The organism is Frigidibacter albus (genome assembly GCF_009908165.1).
GTDB lineage: Bacteria > Pseudomonadota > Alphaproteobacteria > Rhodobacterales > Rhodobacteraceae > Frigidibacter > Frigidibacter albus.
This window is the reverse complement of the sequence record NZ_JAAAUC010000001.1, coordinates 525,373-552,085: the sequence shown is the minus strand read 5'-3', so window position 1 is coordinate 552,085 and position 26,713 is coordinate 525,373. Positions and strand designations below refer to the sequence as shown.

29 protein-coding genes are annotated in these 26,713 nt (G+C 66.9%); 10 read left to right on the top strand and 19 right to left on the bottom strand.

The annotated features are described in order from the left end of the window. The coding region (locus GVY41_RS02535; protein ID WP_249041114.1) for a GTP-binding protein at positions 1–127 on the bottom strand (127 nt) is incomplete at its 3' end. A gap of 120 nt (positions 128–247) precedes the next feature. Then, the gene (locus tag GVY41_RS02530; RefSeq protein ID WP_161656853.1) at positions 248–1,084 is read right to left on the bottom strand and encodes a hypothetical protein; all 837 of its coding nucleotides are present in this window, start codon (positions 1,082–1,084) and stop codon (positions 248–250) included. A 118-nt stretch (positions 1,085–1,202) separates the two neighbouring features. Between GVY41_RS02530 and GVY41_RS02525 the strand changes: the two genes are divergently transcribed. Both GVY41_RS02525 and GVY41_RS02520 read left to right on the top strand, forming a co-directional pair. Continuing rightward, entirely contained in the window at positions 1,203–2,582 is a 1,380-nt protein-coding gene (locus GVY41_RS02525) for a cytochrome P450 (RefSeq protein ID WP_161343058.1), read from the top strand. Positions 2,583–2,623: 41 nt separating this feature from the next. Beyond that, complete coding sequence (locus tag GVY41_RS02520) at positions 2,624–3,370, top strand: DUF533 domain-containing protein (RefSeq protein WP_161343057.1); 747 nt, start codon at positions 2,624–2,626, stop codon at positions 3,368–3,370. Here the strand turns inward: GVY41_RS02520 and parC are convergent, their stop codons facing one another. Beyond that, a complete protein-coding gene (parC, locus tag GVY41_RS02515; protein WP_161343055.1) occupies positions 3,371–5,680 on the bottom strand; it encodes a DNA topoisomerase IV subunit A in 2,310 nt (769 codons plus the stop codon). Positions 5,681–5,733: 53 nt separating this feature from the next. Between parC and GVY41_RS02510 the strand changes: the two genes are divergently transcribed. The 5 genes from GVY41_RS02510 (at position 5,734) to GVY41_RS02490 (ending at position 9,246) form a co-directional block, all read left to right on the top strand. Beyond that, entirely contained in the window at positions 5,734–6,564 is an 831-nt protein-coding gene (locus GVY41_RS02510) for an SDR family NAD(P)-dependent oxidoreductase (RefSeq protein WP_161343053.1), read from the top strand. Between the two features lie 77 nt (positions 6,565–6,641). Further along, the gene (locus tag GVY41_RS02505; protein WP_161343051.1) at positions 6,642–6,851 is read left to right on the top strand and encodes a twin transmembrane helix small protein; all 210 of its coding nucleotides are present in this window, start codon (positions 6,642–6,644) and stop codon (positions 6,849–6,851) included. Then, the gene (locus GVY41_RS02500) at positions 6,851–7,423 is read left to right on the top strand and encodes a cob(I)yrinic acid a,c-diamide adenosyltransferase (RefSeq protein WP_161343048.1); all 573 of its coding nucleotides are present in this window, start codon (positions 6,851–6,853) and stop codon (positions 7,421–7,423) included. The genes GVY41_RS02505 and GVY41_RS02500 overlap by 1 nt, the downstream gene beginning before the upstream one ends. A 135-nt stretch (positions 7,424–7,558) precedes the next feature. Then, entirely contained in the window at positions 7,559–8,320 is a 762-nt protein-coding gene (locus GVY41_RS02495; RefSeq protein WP_161343046.1) for an electron transfer flavoprotein subunit beta/FixA family protein, read from the top strand. Continuing rightward, a complete protein-coding gene (locus tag GVY41_RS02490; protein ID WP_161343044.1) occupies positions 8,320–9,246 on the top strand; it encodes an electron transfer flavoprotein subunit alpha/FixB family protein in 927 nt (308 codons plus the stop codon). Before GVY41_RS02495 ends, GVY41_RS02490 begins: the two co-directional genes overlap by 1 nt. 57 nt (positions 9,247–9,303) lie before the next feature. On the opposite strand, the gene GVY41_RS02485 is transcribed toward GVY41_RS02490, so the two are convergent. Next, positions 9,304–9,816 (bottom strand): YybH family protein, encoded by a 513-nt coding sequence (locus GVY41_RS02485; protein ID WP_161343042.1) that lies wholly within the window; start codon positions 9,814–9,816, stop codon positions 9,304–9,306. Between the two features lie 67 nt (positions 9,817–9,883). Beyond that, positions 9,884–10,702, bottom strand: a complete 819-nt coding sequence (locus tag GVY41_RS02480) for a DUF6473 family protein (RefSeq protein WP_161343040.1) — start codon at positions 10,700–10,702, stop codon at positions 9,884–9,886. A 150-nt stretch (positions 10,703–10,852) separates the two neighbouring features. On the opposite strand from GVY41_RS02480, the gene GVY41_RS02475 reads away from it, so the two are divergent. Then, a complete protein-coding gene (locus GVY41_RS02475) occupies positions 10,853–11,728 on the top strand; it encodes a 3-hydroxybutyryl-CoA dehydrogenase (RefSeq protein WP_161343038.1) in 876 nt (291 codons plus the stop codon). On the opposite strand, the gene GVY41_RS02470 is transcribed toward GVY41_RS02475, so the two are convergent. The 7 genes from GVY41_RS02470 to GVY41_RS02440 form a co-directional block, all read right to left on the bottom strand. Beyond that, entirely contained in the window at positions 11,725–12,555 is an 831-nt protein-coding gene (locus GVY41_RS02470) for a lysophospholipid acyltransferase family protein (protein ID WP_229725882.1), read from the bottom strand. The two genes, GVY41_RS02475 and GVY41_RS02470, sit on opposite strands and share 4 nt — an antisense overlap. 88 nt (positions 12,556–12,643) lie before the next feature. Beyond that, positions 12,644–12,910 (bottom strand): HPr family phosphocarrier protein, encoded by a 267-nt coding sequence (locus GVY41_RS02465; protein ID WP_161343034.1) that lies wholly within the window; start codon positions 12,908–12,910, stop codon positions 12,644–12,646. A gap of 51 nt (positions 12,911–12,961) precedes the next feature. Next, positions 12,962–13,369, bottom strand: a complete 408-nt coding sequence (locus GVY41_RS02460; RefSeq protein ID WP_161343032.1) for a PTS sugar transporter subunit IIA — start codon at positions 13,367–13,369, stop codon at positions 12,962–12,964. Further along, on the bottom strand, positions 13,366–14,289 hold the full coding sequence (rapZ, locus tag GVY41_RS02455; RefSeq protein WP_161343030.1) for an RNase adapter RapZ: 924 nt from the start codon (positions 14,287–14,289) through the stop codon (positions 13,366–13,368). Before rapZ ends, GVY41_RS02460 begins: the two co-directional genes overlap by 4 nt. Before the next feature lie 60 nt (positions 14,290–14,349). Beyond that, positions 14,350–14,781, bottom strand: coding sequence for an HPr kinase/phosphorylase (locus tag GVY41_RS02450; RefSeq protein WP_161343028.1), 432 nt, complete (start codon positions 14,779–14,781; stop codon positions 14,350–14,352). Beyond that, complete coding sequence (locus GVY41_RS02445; RefSeq protein WP_229725883.1) at positions 14,778–16,481, bottom strand: sensor histidine kinase; 1,704 nt, start codon at positions 16,479–16,481, stop codon at positions 14,778–14,780. The genes GVY41_RS02450 and GVY41_RS02445 overlap by 4 nt, the downstream gene beginning before the upstream one ends. Before the next feature lie 20 nt (positions 16,482–16,501). Continuing rightward, positions 16,502–17,203 carry a response regulator transcription factor gene (locus GVY41_RS02440; protein ID WP_161343024.1) on the bottom strand — a complete coding sequence of 234 codons (702 nt, stop codon included), beginning with the start codon at positions 17,201–17,203 and terminating at the stop codon, positions 16,502–16,504. Between the two features lie 332 nt (positions 17,204–17,535). Between GVY41_RS02440 and GVY41_RS02435 the strand changes: the two genes are divergently transcribed. Then, positions 17,536–19,134, top strand: coding sequence for a phosphoenolpyruvate carboxykinase (locus GVY41_RS02435; protein ID WP_161343022.1), 1,599 nt, complete (start codon positions 17,536–17,538; stop codon positions 19,132–19,134). Positions 19,135–19,200: 66 nt separating this feature from the next. On the opposite strand, the gene GVY41_RS02430 is transcribed toward GVY41_RS02435, so the two are convergent. Continuing rightward, a complete protein-coding gene (locus GVY41_RS02430) occupies positions 19,201–19,959 on the bottom strand; it encodes a sulfite exporter TauE/SafE family protein (protein ID WP_229725884.1) in 759 nt (252 codons plus the stop codon). A gap of 175 nt (positions 19,960–20,134) precedes the next feature. Between GVY41_RS02430 and GVY41_RS02425 the strand changes: the two genes are divergently transcribed. Further along, a complete protein-coding gene (locus GVY41_RS02425) occupies positions 20,135–21,805 on the top strand; it encodes an acyl-CoA dehydrogenase family protein (protein WP_161343020.1) in 1,671 nt (556 codons plus the stop codon). Positions 21,806–21,860: 55 nt separating this feature from the next. On the opposite strand, the gene GVY41_RS02420 is transcribed toward GVY41_RS02425, so the two are convergent. The 6 genes from GVY41_RS02420 to lepB all read right to left on the bottom strand — a co-directional run bounded on the left by GVY41_RS02420 (position 21,861) and on the right by lepB (position 26,679). Beyond that, entirely contained in the window at positions 21,861–23,060 is a 1,200-nt protein-coding gene (locus tag GVY41_RS02420) for an MFS transporter (RefSeq protein ID WP_161343018.1), read from the bottom strand. An 85-nt stretch (positions 23,061–23,145) separates the two neighbouring features. Continuing rightward, positions 23,146–23,874 (bottom strand): DNA repair protein RecO, encoded by a 729-nt coding sequence (gene recO, locus GVY41_RS02415; protein ID WP_161343016.1) that lies wholly within the window; start codon positions 23,872–23,874, stop codon positions 23,146–23,148. 62 nt (positions 23,875–23,936) lie between these two features. After that, positions 23,937–24,278 (bottom strand): DUF1491 family protein, encoded by a 342-nt coding sequence (locus GVY41_RS02410; protein ID WP_161343014.1) that lies wholly within the window; start codon positions 24,276–24,278, stop codon positions 23,937–23,939. Next, positions 24,268–25,212: a GTPase Era gene (gene era, locus GVY41_RS02405; RefSeq protein ID WP_161343012.1), complete on the bottom strand. Its 945-nt coding sequence runs from the start codon at positions 25,210–25,212 to the stop codon at positions 24,268–24,270. The genes GVY41_RS02410 and era overlap by 11 nt, the downstream gene beginning before the upstream one ends. After that, on the bottom strand, positions 25,205–25,894 hold the full coding sequence (rnc, locus tag GVY41_RS02400; protein WP_161343010.1) for a ribonuclease III: 690 nt from the start codon (positions 25,892–25,894) through the stop codon (positions 25,205–25,207). Before rnc ends, era begins: the two co-directional genes overlap by 8 nt. Beyond that, on the bottom strand, positions 25,891–26,679 hold the full coding sequence (lepB, locus tag GVY41_RS02395; RefSeq protein WP_161343008.1) for a signal peptidase I: 789 nt from the start codon (positions 26,677–26,679) through the stop codon (positions 25,891–25,893). The genes rnc and lepB overlap by 4 nt, the downstream gene beginning before the upstream one ends. Positions 26,680–26,713: the final 34 nt, after the last annotated feature.

Sequence of the window (26,713 nt, the reverse complement as noted above, 5' to 3'; positions counted from 1 at the left end):
CATAGGCCTTGAAATCGCCGAAATACTTCGTGATCGCAGCCGTCAGAGTCGTCTTGCCGTGGTCAACGTGGCCGATCGTGCCGATGTTGATATGCGGTTTGTTCCGTTCAAACTTTGCCTTAGCCATCTCGCGGGCGCCTCATGGATTTAGGGGGCCGCATCCGGGCCCGATTCAACACCGCGGGCTGCCTATCTGGCGGCCCGGAAAAAATCAAGCACCACTTGTCTCTGGCCCGTTACGCCGCCGTTACGGCAGTGTCAGCCCGGGCACCGAGGTCGCGGAGTTGCGCACGCCGGTGTCGATGCCCTGGCAGGGCTGGCCAGCGGTGCAGGGCACCGGGGCGGGGCGCGCCTGCACGGCAGGTGCAGGGGGAGCCGCTGCGGCCGGCCGGGCCACCACCACCGGGGCGGGCGGGGCGGCAGGCGCTCCGGCAGGGGCCGGCGCAGCCGTCGCGGTCCGTGCCGCCGCCGGAACCTGCCCGGGCGGCGGAACGCTGGCTGCCGCGCCGCCAGCCGCCGCCGGCAGCAAGGCCCGCGCCGCCGCCGCCTCGGGCGTGAACCAGGCCTTGTTCTCGACCAGCCAGTCGTTGATCTGCCGCGCTGCCGCTTCCGACAGGTTGGTCATCTGGGCTTGCTTGTCCTGCATCAGCCCCGACCCCAGCAGCGTTTCGCCCGAGAAGGGTTCGAACACGGTGATCTGCTTGGGCTCGGCATTGATCCGCCGCTGTGCCGAGTCGTCCCAGACGTTCGCCGAAACCACCAGGATCGACTTCGGGCTGATCACCAGCGGGATGCCCGGATAGGCCAGCGCATAGGCATCGATGTTGATGCCGAGGTGATAGAGCTTGTCGCCTTCATAGCGCCCGGTGCGCTTGAGGATCTCGCCCTGCAGCGCCGCCTGCCACTCTTCATCCGTCACCGTGCGCGACGGGCCGGCGACCTGCGCGTTCTTTGCCACGATGATCGTGTGGCCCAGCTGGAAGTTGCCCAGGGCCTCGGGCGGCGCGCTCAGGTCTTCGCGGGCGCAGGCCGAAACGAGGACGATGGCGGCGATGGCAAGCAGGCGGCGGGGCAATGACGTCATGCGCGGAAACTCTCCCATGTTGCGCCCAGCCATAGCCGCTTGGGGCCCTCGCTGCAATCGCCGGGCTTGGCCATGGGCGCCGCCCCGCTATATCGTGATCAAGCAAGGAGGCTCATGAATGGATGCCCGCACCACCCCCGACACGCCTGTCAAGGTGCCTTTGGCGACGGTTCCGCTGGGGATACTCGGCTCGCTCCGCGTCGCGCAGCGCAACCTGCTGGAGCTGATCCCCGAGATCGCCCTGCATCAACCGATGGTGTCGGGTCGCACCGGCAAGCGCTGGCATATGGTGATGGATCCGGCCGCCCTGCGCCGGGTGCTCAAGGACAAGGTCGAGGATTACCCCAAGTCCGACGTGACCAAGCTGATCCTCGGCCCCGCCATCGGTGACAGCCTGTTCGTGGCCGAGGGCGCGCATTGGCGCTGGCAGCGCCGCGCAGCCGCCCCCGCCTTCTCGGTCCGCAACGTCGAGGCGCTGGCCCCGGTGATGAGCCATGCCGCCGAACGCTCCAGCGCGCGTATCGCCGCCGCCCATGGCCGCGCCGCCAACCTGTTCGACGAGATGGTGACGGCGACCTTCGAGGTGATCGCCGATGTCACCTTCTCGGCCGACGGAGGCAATGGCGGGCTGGAGCGGGATGCCGTCCACCAAGCCATCGACAGCTACATGGCGCAGACGGCCAAGCTGTCGGTGCTGGACATCATCGGTGCGCCGATGTGGGTGCCTCGGCCGTCGCGGATGCGGTCGGGCCCAGTGATGCGCCAGATGAAGCAGATCGCCGACGGCGCCATCGACCGGCGCCGCAGCGATGGCCCGCGCCCGGTGCCGGACCTCCTGGACCTGCTGCTGTCGGGGATGGACCCCGAAACCAGGCGCACGATGGACACTGCCGAACTGCGCGACAACCTGCTGACCTTCATCGTCGCCGGGCATGAGACGACGGCGCTGACCCTGGCCTGGGCGCTTTACCTCTGCGCCTTCGATCAGGGCGTGCAGGAACAGGCGCAGGCCGAAGCACAGGCGGCCTTGGGCAACCGCGCGGCCACCGCCGCCGACCTGCCGCAGCTGCCGCTGATCCGCCGGATCGTCGAGGAAACGCTGCGGCTCTATCCCCCCGCCGCCTTCCTGTCGCGCACCGCTCTTGCGCAGGACGAGCTGTGCGGGCGCGAGATCCGGCCCGGCGATACCGTGATGCTGCCGATCTACGCGCTGCACCGCAATCACGCGCTGTGGAAGGACCCGCACCGCTTCGACCCCTCGCGCTTCGAGGATCGCACCTTCGACCGCTATGCCTTCCTGCCCTTCGGCGACGGACCGCGCATCTGCATCGGCGCCAGCTTTGCCATGCAGGAGGCGGTGATCATTCTGGCCACCCTTCTGGCCCGGCACCGCTTCTCGCTGGTGCCGCACCGCGCGCCAAAGCCGGTGCTGATCCTGACGCTGCGGCCCGAAGGCGGGGTCTGGCTGACGGTGGAACCCGCCGGGAACCAGCCCTGAAGGCCAGCGTTGGGCAGGGCAGCAAATAGGGGAGACCTGTCATGAGCCTTGTGAAGACGCTGGCCCGCGTGGCCTTGGGCGTGGTGGCCTACAAGGGCATCAAGAACGCGATGAAGCCGGGGCCCGATGGCAACCAGAGCGGCTTTGGCGGGATGCTGGACCGCGTCAGCCGGCCGCGCGAAGGCTCGGTGCTCGACAAGGTGATCGGCAATTTCGGCGGTGGCCAGTCCGGTGGCCAGTCGGGCGGCCAGGGCGGTGGCCTCGGCGGGATGCTGGCAGGCGGCGGCATTGGCGGGATGCTCGGCGGGATCCTCAGCGGCGCAGGCCTCGGCAATGCCGATGAACCCCAGCACTCCCCTGCCCCCGGCCAGCCCGGCTTTGTCGACAAGCTGCGCGAGGCGGAAAGCCGGAACGGCGAGCCGGTCGTGCCGCCGACGCCTCAGGAAGAGGCTGCCGCCGCGCTGATGCTGCGCTCGATGATCCAGGCGGCGAAGGCCGATGGCGAGATGGATCCCGAAGAGCGGCGCAAGATCCTTGGCAACATGGAAAACGCCACGCCCTCGGACCTCGACTTCCTGATCGCCGAGATGGCCGCGCCCGTGAACCCCGAGGCGCTGGCCGCCGAAACCCCCGACGGGATGCAGCGCGAGGTCTATGCCGCGGCGCTGATGGCCATCGACCTCGACCATCCGGCACAGCGGGCGCATCTGGCCCGCCTCGGCGCGGCGCTGAACCTGACCGCGGCCGACATGGCCGAGATCGAAGGTCAGGCCCTGCCCATGGCCTGATCAGGTAAAGCGGTTCTCGCGCGGGAAACCGTGCGGCGGCGCCTTGCCTATGGTGCCCCGGCGGCCGATCCACGGGGACATGTCCTTCTCGGTCCGGGTCGAGCCGCCACCCTGCTTCCAGCTCAGCCCCTCGGCCAGCGTGAAGGTCGCGGCATCGGCCAGCCCGCCATCCAGCTCCAGCCCGCCCTGCCGGCCCCGCGCCATGCCGTATTTCTGCAGGCGCACGCCCTTGCCGCGGGCCATTTCCGGTACCTCGGTCAGCGGGAAGGCCAGGAACTTGCGGTTCTGTGAGACGACGGCCAGATGGTCGCCGGTCACCTTGCGGCACAGCTTCGCCTTCACGCCCTCGGCTACGTTCAGCACCTGCTTGCCGGCGCGGGTCTGCGCCACCATCTCGTCCGCCGATACGACAAACCCGTCGCCCTCGGTCGAGGCGACAAGGAACTTCTCGCCCGGCCGGAAGATCAGCATGTCCACCACATCCGCCTCGTTGGGCAGATCCACCATCAGCCGCAGTGGCTCGCCCATGCCGCGCCCGCCCGGCAGGTTGGCGCCGATCAGCGTGTAGAAGCGGCCGTTGCTGCCGAATATCAGGATGCGGTCAGTCGTCTCGGCGTGGAAGACAAAGCGGCCCTCGTCGCCATCCTTGAATTTCGCCTCGGCCTCCAGCGGCTGGTGGCCCTTCAGCGCGCGGATCCAGCCCATCTTGGAGCAGATCACCGTGATCGGCTCGCGCTCGATCATCGCCTCGATCGGCACTTCCTCGACCACGCCCGCCTCGCCAAAACTGGTGCGCCGTGCGCCGCCGGGGGCATCGCGGCCGAAATTCTTCTGCACGGCCTTCAGCTCTGACGAGATGGTCTTCCACTGCAGCCTGTCGCTGGCCAGCAGGTCGATCAGCCCGGCGCGCTCCTTGGTCAGCGCCTCATGCTCACGCTTCAGCTCCATCTCTTCCAGCCGCCGCAAGGACCGCAGCCGCATGTTCAGGATCGCCTCGGCCTGCACATCGGTCAGGTACACACCCACCGGGTCAGACGGCGCCCAGTTCTCGGCCATCATCACGGCCTTGGCCTCATCCTCGGTGCGGATAATCTGGATCACCCGGTCGAGGTTCAGAAAGGCGATGATATAGCCTTCCAGCACCTCCAGCCGCGCGTCGATCTTTTCCACCCGGTGCTGGCTGCGCCGCTGCAGCACGTCGCGCCGGTGGTCCAGGAACGCCCGCAGCACCTCGCGCAGGCTGCATACGCGCGGCACCTTGCCGTCGATCAGCACGTTCATGTTCAGGCTGAAGCGGATTTCCAGGTCGGAGTTGCGGAACAGCATCCCCATCAGCATTTCCGGGTCCACCGTCCGTGCCCGCGGCTCCAGCACGATGCGCACATCCTCGGCGGATTCGTCGCGCACATCGGCCAGCGCCGGCACCTTGCGGGTCTGGATCACCTCGGCCAGCCGCTCGATCAGGCGGGATTTCTGCACCTGATAGGGGATTTCCGTCACCACGATCTGCCAGGTGCCGCGGCCCAGATCCTCGACATGCCAGCGCGCCCGCAGGCGGAAGCTGCCGCGGCCGGTGCGATAAGCCTCCATCACATTGCCCGCAGGCTCCACCAGCACGCCGCCGGTCGGGAAGTCCGGCCCCGGCACCAGATCGACGATATCCTCGTCGGATGCCTCGGGCTTCTGGATCATCAGCTGGCAGGCGTCGATCAGCTCATGCAGGTTGTGCGGCGGGATGTTGGTGGCCATGCCGACCGCGATGCCGCTCGACCCGTTCGCCAGCAGGTTCGGGAAGGCCGCCGGCATCACGATGGGCTCTTCTAGCGTGCCATCGTAATTGGGGCGGAAGTCCACGGCGTTTTCGGCCAGGCCCTCCATCAGCGTTTCCGCAATGGCGGTCAGCCGAGCCTCGGTGTAGCGGCTGGCAGCCGGGTTGTCGCCGTCGATATTGCCGAAGTTGCCCTGCCCGTCGACCAGCGGATAGCGAACGTTGAAATCCTGCGCCAGCCGCGCCATCGCATCATAGATCGCGGCATCGCCATGCGGGTGATAGTTGCCCATCACGTCGCCGGCGATCTTGGCCGACTTGCGGAAGCCCCCCGTTGCCGTCAGCCGCAATTCCCGCATCGCATAGAGGATGCGGCGATGCACCGGCTTCAGCCCGTCGCGCGCATCGGGCAGGGCCCGGTGCATGATCGTCGACAGTGCATAGGTCAGATACCGCTCGCTGATCGCCCGGCTGAGCGGTTCGGACGAGGTGGCGCCTCCGGGCGCTTCGGCGGGGATGTCGTCATCGGTGGTATCGGTCATGCTCCCCGTGTAGATCGGGGCGCAACGCAGGTCCAGATGCAACGAGGGCACAGATGCCAAGGACGATCCTGATTACCGGCTGCTCCTCGGGCATAGGATACGACGCAGCCCACGGGCTGGCCCGCGCCGGCTGGCGCGTCTTCGCCACCTGCCGCCAGCAGAAGGATTGCGAGCGACTCTTGGCTGAAGGGCTGGAGAGCTTCGTGCTCGACTATGCCGATGAGGACAGCATCGCCGCAGGGCTGGCCGAGGCGCTGTCGCGCAGCGGCGGCACGCTCGACGCGCTTTACAACAACGGCGCCTTCGCCTGCCCCGGCGCGGTGGAAGACCTGCCGCGCGGCGCGCTGCGCGAGATCTTCGAGACCAACCTCTTTGGCGTGCACGACCTGACCCGCCGGGTGATCCCGGTGATGCGGGCGCAGGGGCATGGCCGGATCATCAACTGCTCCTCGGTGCTGGGGCTGGTCGGCATCCGCTGGCGCGGCGCCTATGTGGCGACCAAGTTTGCGATGGAAGGGCTGACCGACGTGCTGCGGCTGGAGATGGCGGACACGCCGATCAAGGTGATCCTGATCGAGCCGGGGCCGGTGACATCCGACATCCGCCAGAACTCCGTCCCCCATTTCGAACGCTGGATCGACTGGCGGGGCTCCGCCCGCCGCGGGCAATACGAATCCGGTCTGCTGCAACGGCTGTATAAAGACCGCGGCAAGCCTGACCGGTTCGAGCTGCCGCCCTCCGCCGTCACCGCCAAGCTGCTGCGCGCGCTGACCGCGCCCAACCCGGCCCCGCGCTATTATGTCACGACCCCGACCTTTATGATGGGGCTGGCCCGGCGCATCCTGCCCACAAGGGCGCTGGACTGGGTGGCTGGCAAGGGCTGACGCCGCGCCCCAACGGGTTTTCGGTTCGCTTTTTCCCGAGACACCGCTAGATGCGGGGAAACCCGAAAGGATGCATCATGCTTGCCAAAGACCCGCTGTTCCTTGTCGTCGCTTTCTCTGCGCTGGTGGTTCTGGCGATCCTGATGGTCGGGATCGGCGGCTTCGCCAAGGGCGGCGAGTTCAACCGCAAGCACGCCAACCGCATCATGCGCTACCGCATCGGGGCGCAGGCGGTGGCCATCGCGCTGATCCTGCTGTTCGTCTGGTTCCGGCAGGGGAGCATCTGATGGTCGTCCTCAACCGCATCTACACCCGCACCGGCGATGCCGGCGACACCGCGCTTGGCAATGGCGCCCGCGTCGCCAAGCATTCGATGCGCGTCACCGCCTACGGCACGGTGGACGAGGCAAATTCCACGCTCGGCCTTGCACGGCTGCACGCCGACGGCGAGTTGGACCGGCTGCTGGCGCTGATCCAGAATGACCTCTTCGACCTTGGCGCCGACCTTTGCCGCCCGGAAATGGAGCGCGATGCCGAAGCCCCCTACCCTGTGCTGCGGATGGTCGAGGCCCAGGTGGACCGGCTGGAGCGCGAGATCGACGCGATGAACGCCCGCCTGCAACCGCTGCGCAGCTTCATCCTGCCGGGCGGCAGCCCGCTCGCCGCACACCTGCACCTCTGCCGCACCATCACCCGCCGCGCCGAACGCTGTGTGGTCGAACTCGCCACGATGGAATCGGTGAATGACTCGGCAGTGAAATACCTCAACCGCCTGTCCGACTGGTTCTTCGTCGCCGCCCGGATCGCCAATGACGAGGGCCGCGCCGACGTGCTTTGGGTCCCCGGCGCCAACCGCTGAGCCAAACGTGACGTTGCGGTGCTGCAGCGCGTCGATTTTATTCTGTCCTTGCACAGGCCGGCGGGATAACAAAACTGCGACATGGATGAAGGCTCCCCTTTCCCGGGGGCCGCAGACCTAGGGAGATACACGCCGATGAAGGTATTGGTGCCTGTCAAACGGGTGATCGACTACAACGTGAAGGTTCGCGTCAAGGCGGACGGATCCGGTGTCGATCTGGCCAACGTGAAGATGTCGATGAACCCTTTCGACGAGATCGCTGTCGAAGAGGCGATCCGCCTGAAGGAAAAGGGCGCGGCGACCGAGGTTGTCGTGGTCTCCATCGGCGTCAAGCAGGCGTCGGAAACGCTGCGCACCGCGCTGGCGATGGGCGCGGACCGCGCGATCCTGATCGTGGCCTCCGAGGATGTGAACCAGGATATCGAGCCGCTGGCGGTTGCCAAGCTGCTGGCCGCTGTTGTGGCCGAAGAGCAGCCGGGCCTCGTGCTGGCCGGCAAGCAGGCCATCGACAATGACATGAACGCCACCGGGCAGATGCTGTCGGCCCTGCTGGGCTGGAGCCAGGCGACCTTTGCCAGCGCGCTGGCCATCGAGGGCGACACGGCGACCGTCACCCGCGAGGTCGATGGCGGGTTGCAGACCATCACCGTCAAGCTGCCGACGATTGTCACCGTGGACCTGCGCCTGAACGAGCCGCGCTATGCCAGCCTTCCAAACATCATGAAGGCCAAGAAGAAGCCGCTCGAGGAAAAGACCGCCGCCGATTACGGGGTCGACGTGACCCCGCGCCTGACCGTGCTGAAAACGGTGGAGCCTGCGGGTCGCAAGGCCGGCGTCAAGCTGGGTTCGGTCGATGAGCTGGTGTCGAAGCTGAAGAACGAAGCGGGGGTGATCTGATGGCGGTTCTTCTTCTGGGTGAGGTCACGGATGGCGCGCTGGCGCTGGACGCGACCGCGAAAGCCGTGACGGCCGCGCAGGCACTTGGCGAAGTGACGGTGCTCTGCGCCGGTGCCTCCGCTGCTGCAGCCGGTGCCGAGGCGGCGCAGATCGCCGGCGTGGCGAAGGTGCTGGTCGCCGAGGATGCGACGCTTGGCCATCGCCTGGCCGAACCGACCGCGGCGCTGATCGTCTCGCTGGCCCCCGGCTACAGCCACATCGTTGCCCCGGCGACGACCGATGCCAAGAACATCCTGCCGCGCGTCGCTGCGCTGCTGGACGTGATGGTAATGTCAGACGTGACCGCCGTGATCGATGAGGGCACGTTCGAGCGCCCGGTCTATGCCGGCAACGCGGTGCAGACGGTGAAATCGACCGATGCGACCAAGGTGATGACCGTCCGCACCTCGACCTTCGAGGCTGCCGGCATGGGCAACTCTGCCCCGGTTGAAAGCATCTCGGCCGCGGCCGATCCGGGCCTGTCGTCCTGGGTCGAGGACAAGGTGGCAGCCAGCGATCGGCCGGACCTGACCTCGGCAAAGATCGTCGTCTCGGGCGGGCGCGGGCTTGGGTCGGAAGAGAACTTCAAGATCATCGCCGATCTTGCCGACAAGCTGGGAGCTGCCGTGGGCGCGTCGCGCGCTGCGGTGGACAGTGGCTATGCCCCGAACGACTGGCAGGTCGGCCAGACCGGCAAGGTCGTGGCACCGGATCTGTACATCGCCGTCGGCATCTCGGGTGCGATCCAGCACCTTGCCGGGATGAAAGACAGCAAGATCATCGTCGCCATCAACAAGGACGAAGAGGCGCCGATCTTCCAGGTCGCCGATTACGGCCTGGTGGGCGACCTGTTCACGCTGGTGCCGGAACTGACCGGCAAGCTGTAAGGCCTGCCGCAGAATTGGAAAGGCCCGCCGGTTTGGCGGGCCTTTTCGTTTGCAGCGTCAGTCGAGCGTCATCTGCGCCGCGCCGGTGCCCGGGTCAATCGCGGCCGAGCAATGCTCATGCGTGATCCGCCACTGGCTGTCGCGCCGCCGCAGCCCCAGCGTCCAACGGGCCCAAAGCGCGTGATCCGCATCCTGCCGCGTGCCGGTGAACCGGACCAGCGCGTGGCAATACCCGATGTTTCCGGCGGCATTGACGGTCAGGTCGCGCGTGTCAAAGGTGAAAGGGCCGGTCCAGCCGGCGAACCACTCCGCCAAACCGGCCTCATCCAGCGCATCGCGGCCGGTGGTGACAAGCGGCGCGGCAATGTCGAACCGCACCAAGGCCGGGTCATAGAAGGCGACCACCGCCGGGGCGTCCTGCGCCCGCATCGCATTGGCATAGGCGGCGACGAGGCTGCGGATCTCGTTCTCGGGATCGCGCGGCATATCCTCGCCGTCATCCTCCGCCGTCAGGTCGACGGCGAGTTCGGCAATCTCGTCTTTGTCGGGGGATGTCTCGGTACTGGGCATGGGGTGTCTCCTTTCCGAGCCCCAACGCCGCAATGGCACAATCGTTCACTCTCCGCCGCCACTTCCCTCAGATCAATCGTTGCAGCGCCGGCAGCAGCTCTGCAGCCACCTGCGAATGCACCATCGGCCCCGCCATCTGCCGCGCGGCGGGCTCGTCCAGCGGCGCGAACACCATGCCCGCGGTTCCGGCATTCCGCGCCTCTGGGCCCGGATCGACGCGCACCAGATCGGTGGCGAAGGGCCGGATCGTCATCACCATTTCCTCATCCACCAGATGCGGCAGCGGTCCAAGCAGATCGGGGCCGCCCGCGCGATGGTCCGTCAGCCACAGCAGCACCGTCTTGCCCTCGATCCGGTCCAGCAGCAGCTTCATGCGCGCGACCCAGGCCGCCTTCAGCTCTTGCTCGATCATGTCGAACTTGTCCGGCGACACCGCCTTCAGCGCGGTCAGCATATGGCCGGTGAAGTGGAACTCGGCAAAGTCCACCTCGCGGAACAGGGTCTTCATCAGCGACGAGCCGCGCAGGAATCGGTCATTGCGGCGCGGATGCACGGCATAGAAGCGGTTCGACAGGTTCTGCGCACTGGTCAGTTGCACCACCGTGGCGCGGGCCCGGCCGGCCGCCTCGATCAGCACAGGCTCGTTGATGAAGACATCCGGCCCTGCGTTCAGGTAGCCGAAATTCACCACCGGCAGTCCCAGTTGCGCCTCAAGCTGGGCCGGCCACGGATGCGGGACAAACTTGCCATAGGTTTCCGTCCCGCCAAGCGCCGCAATAAAGCTGCCCTCCAGCTTGCGGCGCGGGCCGCGGAACAGCAGCTTGGACTTGCCATAGCGACACGGTCCATAGTCGAGCGCCCCTGCGCCCGGATTTTCAAAGCTCATGATGCCCACCCAAAGAAACGACTCACCCATCGCCACCTTGCCGCGGTCGCCTTTCGAAATGCCTAAGGCGCGTCGGCTGCGACGGCTTCACCCTTGCCCGGCAGCGGTGCGCCGCCTAAGGTTCGGCCGTGCAGCAAACGAGGGCAGGCGATGGAAATCCAGAGCGTAGGAATTGTCGGTGCGGGGCAGATGGGCAACGGCATTGCCCATGTCTTTGCGCTGGCCGGCTTCGACGTGCTGATGACCGACATCTCGCGCGAAAGCCTGGATGCCGCCGTCGCGCTGATCGACCGCAACCTGGAACGGCAGGTCAGCCGCGGCAAGATCACCGCCGAGACCAAGGCCGCCGCGATGGCGCGGATCGCCACCACGATGACGCTGACCGATCTGGGCCAGACCGACCTGGTGATCGAGGCCGCGACCGAGCGCGAGACGGTCAAGCAGGCGATCTTCGAGGATCTGCAGCCGCATCTGAAGCCGACGACGATCCTGACCTCGAACACCTCCTCGATCTCGATCACGCGGCTGGCGAGCCGCACCGACCGGCCGGAAAAGTTCATGGGCTTCCACTTCATGAACCCGGTGCCGGTGATGCAACTGGTCGAGCTGATCCGCGGCATTGCCACCGATGAGCCGACCTATCGCACCATGCTCGCCGTGGTCGAACGGCTGGGCAAGACCGCCGCCAGCGCCGAGGATTTTCCGGCCTTCATCGTCAACCGCATCCTGATGCCGATGATCAACGAGGCAGTCTATACGCTCTATGAAGGCGTCGGGAACGTCCGGTCCATCGACGAGTCGCTGAAGCTGGGCGCGAACCATCCGATGGGGCCGCTGGAGCTGGCGGATTTCATCGGGCTCGACACCTGCCTTGCGATCATGAACGTGCTGCATGACGGGCTGGCCGATACCAAGTACCGCCCCTGCCCGCTGCTGACCAAATATGTCGAGGCGGGTTGGCTGGGCCGGAAGACCGGGCGCGGCTTCTACGACTACCGCGGCGAGGTGCCAGTTCCGACCCGTTAAGGCTGCAGCGTCAGCGTCCGCTCGCGCAGCCAGGCGAGGAAGCCGCGCGGGTTGCCCGACCAGCCTTCGATCTCGGCCGGCAGGATCGGCGCGCCGATCACCGGACGTTGCGGCTTGTTCAGTGCCGCCCGGATCTCATGCAGCAGCAGCCCCTGGCGCAGTGTCGCCGACAGCTTGTTGGCGATCTGGTAGGTGCGGGTGTTCTGGCCCAGAAACCGGATCGGCAGCACCGTCGCGCCCGACCGCATCACCATCTTGGCGGTGAACGGGTTCCACTCCGCCTCGACAGCCGGCCCGAACCAGGTTTCCGACGAGGCGACCTTGCCGGCCGGGAACAGCACGATCACCCCGCCCGCCTTCAGATGCGCCATCGATTCCGACCGCATCTGCAGCCCCAGTTCGCGCGAGTTGTCTTCATGCGGGAAGGGCACCGGGATCAGGAATTCCGCGATCTCGGGAATGCCTGTCAGCAAGGAGCGGGTCAGGATCTTGTAATCGGTACGCACCCGGCCGATCAGCTCGGCCATGATCATGCCATCGACGAGGCCATGCGGATGGTTCGCCACCACCACCAGCGGCCCGGTCGGCGGGATCTGTGCCACCTCGGCATGGGGCGTGGAAATCTCGATCCCCATCGCCTCCAGCGCCTTGGGCCAGAACGGCTGGCCGACGGGCGCGCCCGCCTGCTCGAAATCACGGATCTTGCGCAGCAGGGTCAGTTTGCCGGTCGCCCATTCGATGGCGCGGATGGTGTTGACCTTGACGGGGTTGCGGAAGGTGCCGGCATAGGACAGGCGGCGCTTGTCATAGGGCTTGGCGGCCGGCACCGGGGCGCTCCTGTCGTCTGTCTCCACCAAGTTCCGGCATTCCTTTGTTGGGCGGGGGTCCCGAACCGGGCCCGGGACCGGGCAGGTGTCAGTAATCTTCGCCAAAGCGATCCGCCACAAGGGCTTCCAGCGCAAGCGCAAGGCCTTCGGCCGCGGCCCCGCTGGTTTCGACTTCAATAGTGGTTCCCTTGGAGGCTGCCAACATCAAAAGCCCCATGATCGAGTCCCCCGAGACGCGCATTCCGTCGCGGGTTACCTCGGCGCGGGCATCGAAGCGTTCGACGACTTCCACGAACTTTGCCGAGGCGCGGGCATGAAGGCCCTTCTCGTTCACGATCTTCAAGGTTTTCTGCACTGATACCGCTGCCCCTGTCTGCCATCCGCCTGCCGCCGCCGGGTTGCGGGCTTACTTGCCGGTCTGTCCGGCTTCGCCGCCATGATAGCAATTTATGTATTTGCGGCCAGCGTCGAGCGCAGAGGCGACGGCCTCCCCGACGGCAAGCTGCCGCGACTTGGCCAGCTTGATCAGCATTGGCAGGTTGGCACCATAGAGGATCTGCCGGTCCTGCGGCGCGCAGGCCAGCAGGCTGAGGTTCGACGGCGAGCCGCCGAACATGTCCGTCACCACCACCACACCGGCGCCATCATCCACCGCATCGGCGGCAGCCGAAATCTCGGCCTGCTTGGCCGCGCGGTCGTGATCTTCCTCGATGGCGATTGCCCGAATGCCGGTCTGTTTGCCCACGACATGCTCGACCGCCGCGAGATACTCGCGCGCCAATCCACCATGTGCGACGATCACGATCCCGATCACGCCCTGCCTACCTCGACGGTTGGTTGTCCCGCGCCGCTAGCTGCGCGGCGCTCCAGTTCCCTGTGACGTTTAGACACCTGCCACCCCGACTGTGCAAGCGCGGCGCTGAGTTTTTCGGCCATGGCCACGGACCTGTGTTGTCCGCCGGTGCAGCCGAGCCCGATGGTCAGATGCGCCTTGCCCTCTTCGACATGCGCCGGAAGCACCAACAGCAGCAGGTCCAGCACCTTCTCGAAGAAGGGCGCAAAGCGCGGGTCGGCGGCAACGAAGGCCTCGACCTCGGGCGCGCGGCCATCCAGCGGGCGCAAGGCCGGCTCCCAATGCGGGTTGTTCAGGAACCGGCAGTCGAACATGATATCGAGCCCGCGCGGCACCCCGCGCTTGTAGCTGAAGGAATGCACACCCACCGTCAGCCGCGCCTGCTGGCCGGTCTCGAACCAGCGGGCAAGCTCGGCCTTCAGGTCATGCGGCGACAGGTCCGAGGTGTCGATCAACACATCGGCCCGGGCGCGGACCGGGGCCAGCAGGTCCACCTCGCGGGCGATACCGGCGCCCGGCTCATCGACCGGGGCCAGCGGGTGGCGACGGCGCGTCTCGCCATAGCGGCGCAGCAATTCCTCGGCCCGGCAGTCGAGATACAGCACCTCGCAGTCGACCTCGGGCATCCGCGTCATCCGGTCGATGCCCTCGATCAGGCTGCCAGCGGTGAAGTCGCGGTTGCGCACGTCGATGCCAAGCGCGATGGGGCGGCCAAGCGCCGGGCCATCCAGCAGCCGCGGCACAAGGCTCAGCGGCAGGTTGTCGATGGCCTCATAGCCCAGATCCTCAAGCACATGGATCGCGGTGGACCGGCCGGCCCCTGACGGGCCGGTGACCAGCACCACGCGCTGTACATCCTGATGGTCTGTCTCGTCGGTCATCCCGATCGTCGTCCCCGCAGCACGCGCGCCCTTGCCGGGGCGCTGGGCCTTCACCTTCGGTCATGCGACCCTGCCATTGGCCAGATAGTGCAGGACCGCAGCAGGAAAATGGGGACTCTGCAGATGGTGAACAAGCGCAATCGGCACACCCAGCCATTCGATGTGGCGGAGGGGGGGCAGGCGTTCGGTTTCGGCAACACCCAGATCAACCGCAAGGCGCACTTCTGCTCCGCCAGTCGCCTCGGCGGCGAGTATGCCGACCCCCCGCGCCTCGATCCGGCCGCGGATCGACGGGGGGCAGGACGCGAACAGCCGGTCTTCGCGGCGGTGCAGAATCGTCTGGTCATCCGCAACCAGCGCCGCTCCCATCGCCATCAGTTGCAAAGCGAGCCCCGACTTGCCCGAGCCCGAGGGCCCAAGGATCACCAGACCGCGCCCTGCGCGCGCCACCGTCGTCGCGTGGATCGTCAGGCTGCCCGGCGCCGCCGTCACACCGGCAGGCCCACCACGAAGCGCGCGCCAAGCGGGTCCGAGGTGATGTCGGCATCTGTGGGGCGGATGTTCTCGGCCCAGATCACACCGCCATGCGCCTCGACGATCTGCTTCGAGATGGCCAGGCCAAGCCCCGAATGCTCGCCGAACTGGCCGGGCGGGCGTTCGGAGTAGAAGCGCTTGAAGATATTGGTCAGCGCCTGCTCCGGGATGCCGGGGCCGGTATCTTCCACCACGATCAGCACCCGGTTCTCGCGCCGCCGGGCCCAGACCCGAACCGCATCACCCTCTTCGCAGAACGAGATGGCGTTGGTGATCAGGTTCACGAACACCTGCGCCAGCCGCGCCTCGAGCCCGTGGATCAGGATCGGCTCTGCCGGAAGGTCGGTGATATAGTCCACACCCTTCTTGCCGGCCTGCTCGCCCAGATACTCGTTGATGTTGCCGAGGGTCTTGAGAAGGTTGAACTCTTCCTCCTCCTCGCGCACCAGCTCGCTGTCCAGCCGGCTGGCATTGGAGATGTCGCTGACCAGCCGGTCCAGCCGGCGCACATCATGCTCGATCACGTCCAGCAGCTTTTCCCGATGATCCTCGCGCTTGACCTCGCGCAGCGTGCCCACGGCCGAGCGCAGGCTGGCCAGCGGGTTCTTGATCTCATGCGCGACATCGGCCGCGAACTGTTCGTTGGCGTCGATCCGGTCATAGAGCGCCGCGACCATGCCGCGCATCGCGCCCGACAGGCGGCCGATCTCATCTGGGCGGCCGGTCAGGTCGGGGATGCGCACCCGCGCCGGGCTCATCTTGCGGGCATGGCGGTCGCGCCCCAGCTCCGCCGCAATGGCAAGGTCGGACAACGGATTGGCAATGGTCGAGGCCAGCACGAGGCTGAGGCCGATCGACACCAGAATGGCGATCACGAACATCTGCAGCACCTGCTCGCGCTCGGCGCGCACCAGCTGGTCGATCTCTCCGGCGACCGAGGTCAGCGCCGCAGCGCCCACGACGACGCCATCGTGGCGGATCGGCGTCACCACGGCAAAGACCGCGCCGCCGCCCGCATCATGGGCGGTCTCAAACCGGGTGGTGCCGGCCAGCGCCTCGGCCAGCAGGGCGCGCACCATCGCCTCGGCATCCTGCCCCGGCATGTCGCGCCCGCGCGGCGCCAGAAGCGACGATATGCCTTCCCAGACCGAGGCAAGAAAATCGGTAATCGCCGTTGACCGCGGATCCGCTTCCAGCCCGGCCACCGGCGCCGCGGGCGGGCGGTCCGCCGCGCGAGTCTCGGCCACCAGCGCCTGCGCCTGATCGAAGACGAACAGATCGACGTCGGCCGGCACATCCAGCCCCTGCAGCGTGCGCGGAATGTCGATCTCGTCTCCGCTGGCCAGATCCACCGGCGCGCCCTGCGGCAGTTGCGCTTCGAACACATTGGCGACCAGCTGCGCCTCGGCCACAAGCCCGCGTTCGCGCTGCGCCACAAGGCTGTCGCGGAACGGGTTCAGGAACAGGACGCCAGCCACCATGACCAGCATCGCCAGCAGGTTGAAGGTGATGATCTTGCGGGCCAGCGGCGAGCGGTTGACCGAGATGAAGCCACGCTTCGCCCGCCCCGCCCGCACCTCGCTGTCGGCGCTGTCGGGGGAAACCCAGTCTTCACCTAGCACGACGCCGGCACCCCGGGCCGGTCTGGCAGCGCGCATGTCGTGTCCTTCGGCGATGGTCATTCTTCGTTGTAACGATAGCCGATGCCGTACAGCGTTTCGATCGCGGTAAACTCGTCATCCGCGGTGCGCATCTTCTTGCGCAGCCGCTTGATGTGGCTATCGATGGTGCGGTCATCGACATAGACCTGATCGTCATAGGCGACATCCATCAGCTGATCGCGGCTTTTCACGAAGCCCGGGCGCTGTGCCAGCGCCTGCAGCAGCAGGAACTCGGTCACCGTCAGGGACACATCCTTGCCCTTCCAGCTGACCGAATGGCGCAGCGGGTCCATCGTCAGCTGGCCGCGCACCATCACCTTGGTCTCTTCGGTCACCGCAACCTCGCCGGTGGCGACAGCCTCCTGCCGGCGCAGCAGCGCCCGGATCCGCTCCACCAGAAGCCGTTGCGAGAAGGGCTTTTTCACGTAATCGTCGGCGCCCATCCGCAGGCCCAGGACCTCGTCGATCTCATCATCCTTGGAGGTGAGGAAGATCACCGGCATCTGGGTTTTCAGGCGCAAACGCTGCAGCAGGTCCATCCCGTCCATGCGGGGCATCTTGATGTCGAGCACTGCCATGTCGGGCAGGCGCTTGGTGAAGGCATCCAGCGCGGATTGGCCGTCATTATAGGTCTCGACCTCGAAGCCCTCGGCCTCGAGCGTCATCGACACCGATGTCAGGATGTTCCTGTCATCGTCCACCAGCGCGATCCTAGACATCGGGGTACCCTCAATTACTGCTCTGTTTGCCTGATTTTTGCCATATTGTCCCTTGTCCGGCTTTGGGAATCAATCTCTAACTGCGAATCGGGCCTTGCGCCGGACTCAGTTCAGGCGAAAAAAACGAAGGTTCGACTAATTTGCCTCACCCCATCGGCGTGGTTGCGCTAAACCCGGACTGGTTGCGCTAACTGATACAAAGTTTCCATTTCTTCACCGGGACGTCATGTTATAGCGGCCAAGTCGGGCATTTTCGGCCCGTCGGCGCCCTTTTGGCCCAGGGCGCCACCTTTGAGGATGGAAAGCCGCTGGACGGCTACGGGAGCTTGCACATGACCATCGGACGCGTGAATCCGGCGCATCGCCTGGAAGATCAGGGTATCATCGGTCTAGGGACCGTCCATTACAACCAGATCGAACCGGCGCTGGTCGAAGCGGCCGTGCAGCGTGGCGAGGGCCGTCTGGGCAAGGGCGGCGCGTTCCTTGTTTCTACCGGCGCCCGCACCGGCCGTTCACCCAAGGACAAGTTCGTCGTGCGCACCCCGGCTGTCGAAGACAGCATCTGGTGGGAAAACAACGCCCCGATGACGCCCGAAGCCTTCGATCTGCTGCATGCCGACATGCTGGCCCACATGAAGGGCGGCGACTATTTCGTGCAGGACCTCTACGCCGGCGCCGATCCCGAGCTGCGGCTTGACGTGCGGGTGGTGACCGAGCTGGCCTGGCATGGCCTGTTCATCCGCCATCTGCTGCGCCGCCCCGCCGCCGATGAGCTGCCGGGCTTCGTGCCGGAATTCACTATCATCAACTGCCCGACCTTCAAGGCCGACCCGGCCCGCCACGGCTGCCGCAGCGACACCGTCATCGCGCTAAACTTCGAAAAGAAGCTGATCCTGATCGGCAACACCGCCTATGCCGGCGAGAACAAGAAGTCGGTCTTCACCCTGCTGAACTACATCCTGCCGGGCAAGGGCGTGATGGCGATGCACTGCTCTGCCAACCACGCCATCGACAATCCCGAAGACACCGCCGTGTTCTTCGGCCTGTCGGGCACCGGCAAGACCACGCTGTCTGCCGACCCGTCGCGCACGCTGATCGGCGATGACGAGCATGGCTGGTCCGACCGCGGCACCTTCAACTTCGAAGGCGGCTGCTATGCCAAGACCATCAACCTGTCGGCCGAGGCCGAGCCGGAAATCTACGCGACCACGTCGAAATTCGGCACCGTCGTCGAGAACATGGTCTTCGATCCCGACACGCTGGAGCTGGACTTCGAGGACAACTCGCTGACCGACAACATGCGCTGCGCCTACCCGCTGGAGTATATCTCCAACGCCTCGCCGAACTCCCTTGGCGGGCATCCCAAGAACATCATCATGCTGACCTGCGACGCGTTCGGCGTGCTGCCCCCCATCGCCCGGCTGACCCCGGCGCAGGCGATGTATCACTTCCTGTCGGGCTTCACGTCGAAGACCCCGGGCACCGAACAGGGCGTGACCGAGCCGACCCCCACCTTCTCCACCTGTTTCGGCGCGCCGTTCATGCCGCGCCGCCCCGAGGCCTATGGCAAGCTGCTGCAGGCCAAGATCGCCGAGCATGGCGCCGATTGCTGGCTGGTGAACACCGGCTGGACCGGCGGCGCCTTCGGCGTGGGCAAGCGGATGCCGATCAAGGCCACCCGTGCCCTGCTGACCGCGGCGCTGGATGGCTCGCTGAACGGCGCCACCTTCCGCAAGGACCCGAATTTCGGCTTCGAAGTGCCGGTCTCGGTGCCGGGTGTCGATGACAAGCTGCTCGACCCGCGCCAGACCTGGGCGGACGGCGCAGCCTATGACTCGCAGGCCCGCAAGCTGGTCGAGATGTTCTCGAAGAACTTCGCGCAATATGTGCCGCATATCGACGATGACGTGAAGGCCGCCGCCATCGGCTGAGGCGCGCTGGACATGTGACGACAAGGGCGCCCCTCGGGCGCCCTTTTTCGTGCGGGCCCCTTTGGCTCAGACCAGCGCCTCGCGCACAAGGTTCAACCCGGTCAGCACCAGCAAGCCCTGGGTGCAGCGGCGGAAGGCCTGCCCAGGCAGCCGGTCATGCACCGCATAGCCAAGCGCCATGCCCGCCACCGCCGGCACCACCAGCGCGCTGGAAAAGACCAGCAGCGGCGGCGTCAGCAGGCCCGAGACAAGGTGCCCCGCCAGCAGCACGATCGAGCCAAGGAAGAAGAACACCCCCTGCACCCGCATCGCCTCGCGCTTCTCGGCATGGATCGACAGCAGATAGACGATCAGCGGCGGCCCCCAGATCCCGGCGATCCCCCCGTAGAAGCCACCGATGACCCCCAGCACCACCTCGGCCCGTCCCCGATGTTCCAGCCGCAGCGCCAGGGGGATCCCCAGCAGTTGCACCAGCGCGAACAGGGTGATCGGCACCCCCAGCAGCAAGGTCATCAGCCGCTGCGGGATCGCATCGACGAACTGGGCCGAGATCAGGATGAACACCAGCATCACCCCGATCATCCTCCGATATTGCCACGCCGTCTCTGCAGCCGCACGCCAGCCGTCGCGAAGGCATTGCGACAGGTTGGTTACCAGCACCGGCAGCATCACCGCGGCCAGCACCATGTCATGCGCCAGGAACGAACTGAGCACCGACACCATGATCAGCGGCATGGCGAACCCCACCGCGCCCTTCACGAAGCCGCCAAAGAACGTCACCCCGAGGGCAAGCACGAATGCCCATGTCTCCAACCCGCCCATCATCCGGTCGCCCTTCCGTTCCTGCGCCGTGCTTGCTTAGCGCAGGGCGCGGCACAGGGGCCATGACAAATCCGTCGCGCAACTTTGTGAAAGATAGCGGCGCAGTTTCCGAATTTTACTTGCTCAACAAACTTGCCCGACCTATGTGATGATGCAACTGCAGAAACGGAGTCGCCCGATGCCTGATGGTGCCGAAATGCCCGCAACCGATCTGTCCGCCAACCTGCTGCCACTGACGGCGGAGACCCTGCCAGAGGTGGAAGCCCTGCTGGCCGAGGCGATGTCGGGCCTGCGCGCCGCCGTCACCCAGAATGGCCGCGTCTCGGGCGCCGCGCTGGAGGCCGAACAGTTTGCGGCCCATTCGCTGTCCTGGCTGGCAACCTATGTGGAAGCGCTGCGCCAGATGAATGCCTGGGCCGCCCGGCTTCAGGCCGAGGGCCGCTTTGGCGAGATGGAACGGCTGCTGCTGCAGATCGGCTTTGGTGAATACCTCTGCCAGATCGCCGGCGGCATCCCGATGAGCCAGGGTGAAACCGCCCGCCTGCAGGATCTGGGCCTCACCTGGACCCCCGGCCCCGCCGCGGCGCAACTGATGGCCGCAGGCAACACCCCCGCCGCCCGCACTCGGCTGGTCGCACTGATGCGCGAGAACCACGGCCGCGCGACCTTCGGCGCGACCGGGCTGGATGATGAGCTGGAGATGATCCGCGACCAGTTCCGCCGCTACGCCGATGAGCGGGTGGTGCCGAACGCCCATGGTTGGCACCTGCGCGATGAGCTGATCCCGATGGAGATCATCGAGGAACTGGCCGAGCTTGGCGTTTTCGGCCTGACCATCCCCGAGGAGTTCGGCGGGCTTGGCCTGTCGAAAGCATCAATGGTGGTGGTGTCCGAGGAGCTGAGCCGCGGCTATATCGGCGTTGGCTCGCTCGCCACCCGGTCCGAGATTGCCGCAGAACTGATCCTCTGCGGCGGCACGCCCGAGCAGAAGGCGCAGTGGCTGCCGAAGCTCGCCAGCGGAGAGATCCTGCCGACAGCGGTCTTCACCGAACCCAACACCGGATCCGACCTTGGCAACCTGCGCACCCGCGCCGTGCGCGAGGGCGAGGGCTGGACCGTCACCGGCAACAAGACCTGGATCACCCATGCCGCGCGCACCCATGTGATGACGCTGCTGGCCCGGACTGATCCCGAGACGACCGATTATCGCGGGTTGTCGATGTTCCTGGCTGAAAAGACCCCCGGCACCGATGCCGACCCCTTCCCCACGCCCGGCATGACCGGCGGCGAGATCGAGGTTCTGGGCTACCGGGGCATGAAGGAATACGAGCTTGGCTTCGACGGCTTCAAGGTCAAGGCCGAGAACCTTCTGGGCGGGGTAGAGGGGCAAGGCTTCAAGCAGCTGATGCAGACCTTCGAATCCGCCCGCATCCAGACCGCCGCCCGTGCCGTGGGCGTGGCGCAGGCGGCGCTCGAGGTCGGGATGCAATATGCGCTGGACCGCAAGCAGTTCGGCAAGGCGCTGATCGAGTTTCCGCGCGTGTCAGGCAAGCTGGCGATGATGGCGGTCGAGATCATGGTGGCGCGGCAGCTGACCTACCACTCGGCCTGGCAGAAGGACCACGACAAGCGCTGCGACCTTGAGGCGGGGATGGCCAAGCTTCTGGGCGCCCGCGTCGCCTGGGCCGCCGCCGACAATGCGCTGCAGATCCACGGGGGCAACGGCTTTGCGCTGGAATACACCATCAGCCGCATCCTCTGTGATGCGCGCATCCTCAACATCTTCGAGGGCGCGGCAGAGATCCAGGCGCAGGTGATCGCCCGCCGCCTGCTTGACGGCGGCAACTGATCAGCCCCGCGCGGGGCCACTGGCGCCGCGGACCAAATCCATATGCGGCGGCGCCTCAGCGCCGCGCACCCAGGCGTGGGTGCAGCCGCCCCGCCAAGGCCGCCGCCCCCAGCAGCCCGGCCCCGCAGGCGGCGAAGACGCCGGCCAGCGGGGCCACCAGCAGCACCGCCCAGGCGATGCCCGGCGTTACGATGCCGGATACATCGCGGAAGCTGGAATAGACTGCCGCCATCTCTGCCCGTTCCGACGGCTTCACCGCCATCAGGAACGGCAGCCCGCCGCACATGTCGAGGAACACCAGGAAGAACGACGCCGCCCACAGTGCCCCCACCGCCAGCGGCGGCCAGCCCTGCCCGAACGTCGCCAGCAGGAACAGCAGCCCCGCGCCGACAAAGCCTGTCTGCACCGCCCGCCGCACGCTGCGCCGTTGCAGCCACCGCAGCATGAGCGGCGAGAGCAGCATCAGCGCGTTCGATGCCGACAGCGCAATGCCCCCCGTCTGCTCCCCCAGCCCCGCCTCGATGCAGAAGATCGGCAGATAGACGACATAGACCCACCAGCCGCAGGACCGGATCACCGCGAACAGCCAGCCCGCGATCAGCCGCGGCTGGCGGGCAAAGCGGCGCAGGTAGGACAGCGGGTTGGGTGCCGGCGCCCGGGCCCGGGCGATCTGCTTGCCATTGCCAAGCCGCATCGTCCAGAACACCGCGCCAAGCGCCAGTGCGAAGGTGGCGGCAAGGATGAAGGGCAGCGGCGCCCACAGATGCATCAGGGTGACGCCCAGCATCGGCCCGATCGTCCAGCTGAGCGCGGAATAGAAGATCTTCAGCGACTCGCCGCGGCCAAGGTCGGCGCGGGCGATGTAATCCATCACATAGGCGTTGAGGCAGATGAAGATCGTCACCGTGCCCGCGCAGGTCAGCAGATAGGCGAAGGGCACCAGCGCCGCCTGCCCGCTCATCGCCAGCGCCGGCCCGATCAGGTAGAGCGTTACGCCGCCGGTATAAAGCCAGCGCCGGGGGATGAAGCGCCCCGCCCAGGGCACCATCAGCCCGGTCAGCAGCGCCGCGATGCCGACCATGAAATACACCTGGCTGACCACCGCGGCATCGCCAAGCGCGCGGTACATCACCAGCGGCCAGACCGACACCAGGATGCCGCGCACGGCAGAATCCATCGCCGCAAGCACGGCGAAGCTAGACACGCCCGGCATCGGGACGTGGCGCAGGACGACGGGGATGTATCGGTTGGCCATGGCGCTCCTTGCCCCGCACAAGACGCGGGGGCGAAGGGAAAGGCTTGGCGATAAGCGACGCTGGGGTGTCGGTTTGGGCGGGCGTCTAGTCGCGGCCGGCGCGGGCCAGCGCCTCCACCAGCCGGCGCCGCGCCTCGGGCAGCGGGCGGTTGCCAAGCGCGGGGGCGACGCGGTGTTCGAGGAAATGGCCGGTGGTGCAGAGCCCGTCAGCCAGCTCCGAGGGGGAGCCACCCCCCTGCCCCATCAGCACCCCCGGAAGCGGCAGCAGCCGCGCCGCCCACTCGCCCGCGCCCTCCCGGCTTACCGCGCGGCCGGTCTTGGGGCTGACGAAGGCCAGATCCTCGCGCCCGCCGGTCACCGCGCAGCGCCCGAGGTCGAGCCCGAAGCCGAGCTCCTCCAGCAGCGCCATTTCCCACCGCAGGTAGCGCGGCACCCAGTCGTCCCCCGCTGCCAGCGCATCCATCAGCGCGAGGCTGCCCACATACAGCGCCGGATGCGGCTCGCGCTCCGGCAGCACGAAATGCAGCAGCGCGCAGACCGCGTTCAGCCCCAGCAGCGCCAGACGGTCGGACAGAACGCCGGTGCGCGATTGCAGGGGCTCCACCGTGAAGGCACCGATATGATCCTCCAGCCGGGCGCGCCATGCGACGTCAAGCTGCGCGCCGGGTTGCAGGATCGGCGCGATCTTGCGCGACACGCCGCCGCGGACCACGCCGGCATGGCGGCCATGCTGCGCCGTGAACACCTCGATGATCGCCGAAGTCTCGCCATGGGTGCGGACCGACAGCAGCATTCCCTGATCGCGCCAGTCCATCCCCGCGCCCTTCGCTAGCCTTGCAATGCAGCCTATGGGCGCGCGCCCGAAACGGCCAGAGGTCAGTCCGCCAGCCCGGGCTGGTCCAGCAGGGTGCGCCCCTCACGGTCCTCGACCTCCAGCACCCACAGGTCGGGATCGCGCGAGCGCTGGCGGGCCAGCGTGGCATCCACCTCCGCCTCTGGCCCCTCGGCCAGCAGCATCCAGGCGCGGGCGCCGGTGGCAAGGTCGTAGCTGCGCTGATACGCGGCCGCGCGCCCGTCTAGCGTGGCGCATTTCACCAGCACCGTGCCCGCCGTCGGGTCGCCCTTGGCGGTGACATAGACGGGGATATCCGCCAGCCGCAGCCGGGTCAGATAGGCGCCGACCCAGACATGGGTGGCAAGGCGGGCGTCAGTTGCCATCCTTGAAGTCGAGCCCCATTTCCGAATAGCGCTCGGATTCCTCCAGCCAGTTCGGCCGCACCTTGACCTGCAGGAACAGATGCACCGGCCGGCCCATGAACTCGGCCAGCTCAACACGTGCCGCGGTAGAGATGCCCTTGATCGTCTCGCCGCCCTTGCCCAGCAAGATGCCCTTGTGGCCCTCGCGCGCGACATAGATGATCTGGTCGATCCGGGCGGACCCGTCCTCACGTTCCGTCCACTGCTCGGTTTCCACCGTCAGCTGGTAGGGGATTTCCTCATGCATCCGCAGCGTCAGCTTCTCGCGGGTGATCTCGGCGGCGATCATCCGCATCGGCAGATCGGCGATCTGGTCCTCGGGGTAGAACCACGGGCCTTCGGGCAGCTGCTCGCCCAGCCAGTCACGCAGGTCATCGACCCCGTGGCCACGCTCGGCCGAGATCATGAAGGTGCGCACGAAGGAATAGCCCTCGTTCATCTGCTCGGCCAGCGCCAGCAGCGTCTCGGCCTTGACCCGGTCGATCTTGTTGATCGCCAGCGCCACCGGCCGCCCCCCGCCGCGCTCGACCAGCGCCTCGAGGATGCGCTTCACGCCCTCGGTCATGCCGCGATGCGCCTCGATCAGCAGCACCACGAGGTCGGCATCCGCAGCCCCGCTCCAGGCGGCGGCGACCATCGCCCGGTCCAGCCGGCGGCGCGGCTTGAACAGGCCCGGCGTGTCCACGAAGACGATCTGGGCCCGGCCCGCCATGCATACGCCGCGGATGCGGGCGCGGGTGGTCTGCACCTTGTGGGTGACGATCGACACCTTGGCGCCGACCATCTTGTTCAGCAGCGTCGATTTGCCCGCATTCGGCTCGCCGATCAGCGCGACAAAGCCCGCCCGGGTCGGGCCCTCGGGGGCAAGCGCCGCCTGGTCCTGGTCATCAGTCATCGCCCGCCTCCATTCGCGCCAGAAGCGCCTGTGCCGCTGCCTGCTCGGCAGCGCGTTTCGATCCGGCCTGCGCCGTTGCGGTCGCGTCATTCTCCAGCCGCGCCTCGATGGTGAACAGCGGCTCGTGATCCGATCCCGCCCGCTCCACCACCGCATAGACCGGCGGTGCCATTCCGCGCGCCTGCGCCCATTCCTGCAAGGCCGATTTTGCGTCGCGGGCCTTTTCCGCCGCCTCGGCGATCCGGTCGCCCCACAGCCGCAGCACCATGTCGCGCGCAGGTTCAAACCCGGCATCCAGATAGACGGCGGCAATCACCGCCTCCATCGCGTCCCCCAGCAGCGCCTCTTTCCGGCGCCCGCCGGTCATCATTTCCGATCGGCCCAGCTTCAGCACATCGCCAAGCCCGACCTCGCGCGCCACATCGGCGCAGGTTTCCTGCCGCACCAGCGCGTTGAACCGCGGCGCCAGCAACCCCTCGGCCGCGACGGCATCGGCCGAGAACAGCGCCTCGGCCATCGTCAGCCCCAGCACCCGGTCGCCCAGAAACTCCAGCCGCTCATTCGAGGGGCGGGTAACCGAGGACAGCGAAGAATGCGTCACCGCCCGCAGCAGCAGTTCGGGCCGTCGGAACTGGTGCCCGATGCGGGCCGCGAAAGCCGCAAGATCGCTTGACAGCTTCACTCGACCGCCTTGAAGAGACGGTCGGCCCGCCAGGTCCAGATGTAGAACAGGCTGCTGCCGGCAGAGGAGAACATGATCCGGTCGGCGCGGCCGATCAGGTATTCGGCGGGAACCATGCCAACGCCGCCGGTGGCCAGCGCGAAGCGGCTGTCCTGGCTGTTGTCGCGGTTGTCGCCCATGAAAAAGTAGTTGCCCTCGGGCACCGAGAAGGCCGGGGTATCGTCCGCCCAGCCATCGCCGATGTTGAGGATGCTGTGGCGGGTGCCTTCCGGCAGCGTCTCGATCTGACGCTCTTTGATGCACACGCCGCCCTCGCCCACCGGATCGTTGGCGCAGCGCGGCGAGATCTGTTGCGGCCCCTGCGGCGCCTTCACTTCCTCGAAGGTGCCTGCATCTTCCACGGCCACCGGCTGGCCGTTGATGTGCAGCCGTCCCGCCTTCATCTGAATGGTGTCGCCGGGCAGGCCGATCAGCCGCTTGATGAAGTCGGACCCGTTGGCCGGATGGCGGAACACTACCACATCGCCGCGGTCAGGTTCCGACGCCAGCAGGCGGCCGCTGATCGGGCAGATCGAGAACGGGCAGGAGTAGCGCGAATAGCCATAGGCCATCTTGTTCACGAACAGGAAGTCGCCGATCAGCAGCGTGTCCTTCATGGAACCGGAGGGAATCCAGAACGGCTGAAAGAACAGGGTGCGGAACACCCCGGCGATCAGCAGCGCGTAAACCACTGTCTTGATCGTCTCGAGGATCCCCTCGCCCGCCGTGCCCGACTTCGATGCCATCTGCTGCCCTTGCCTGCCTGTTGCCCGCGCTTCA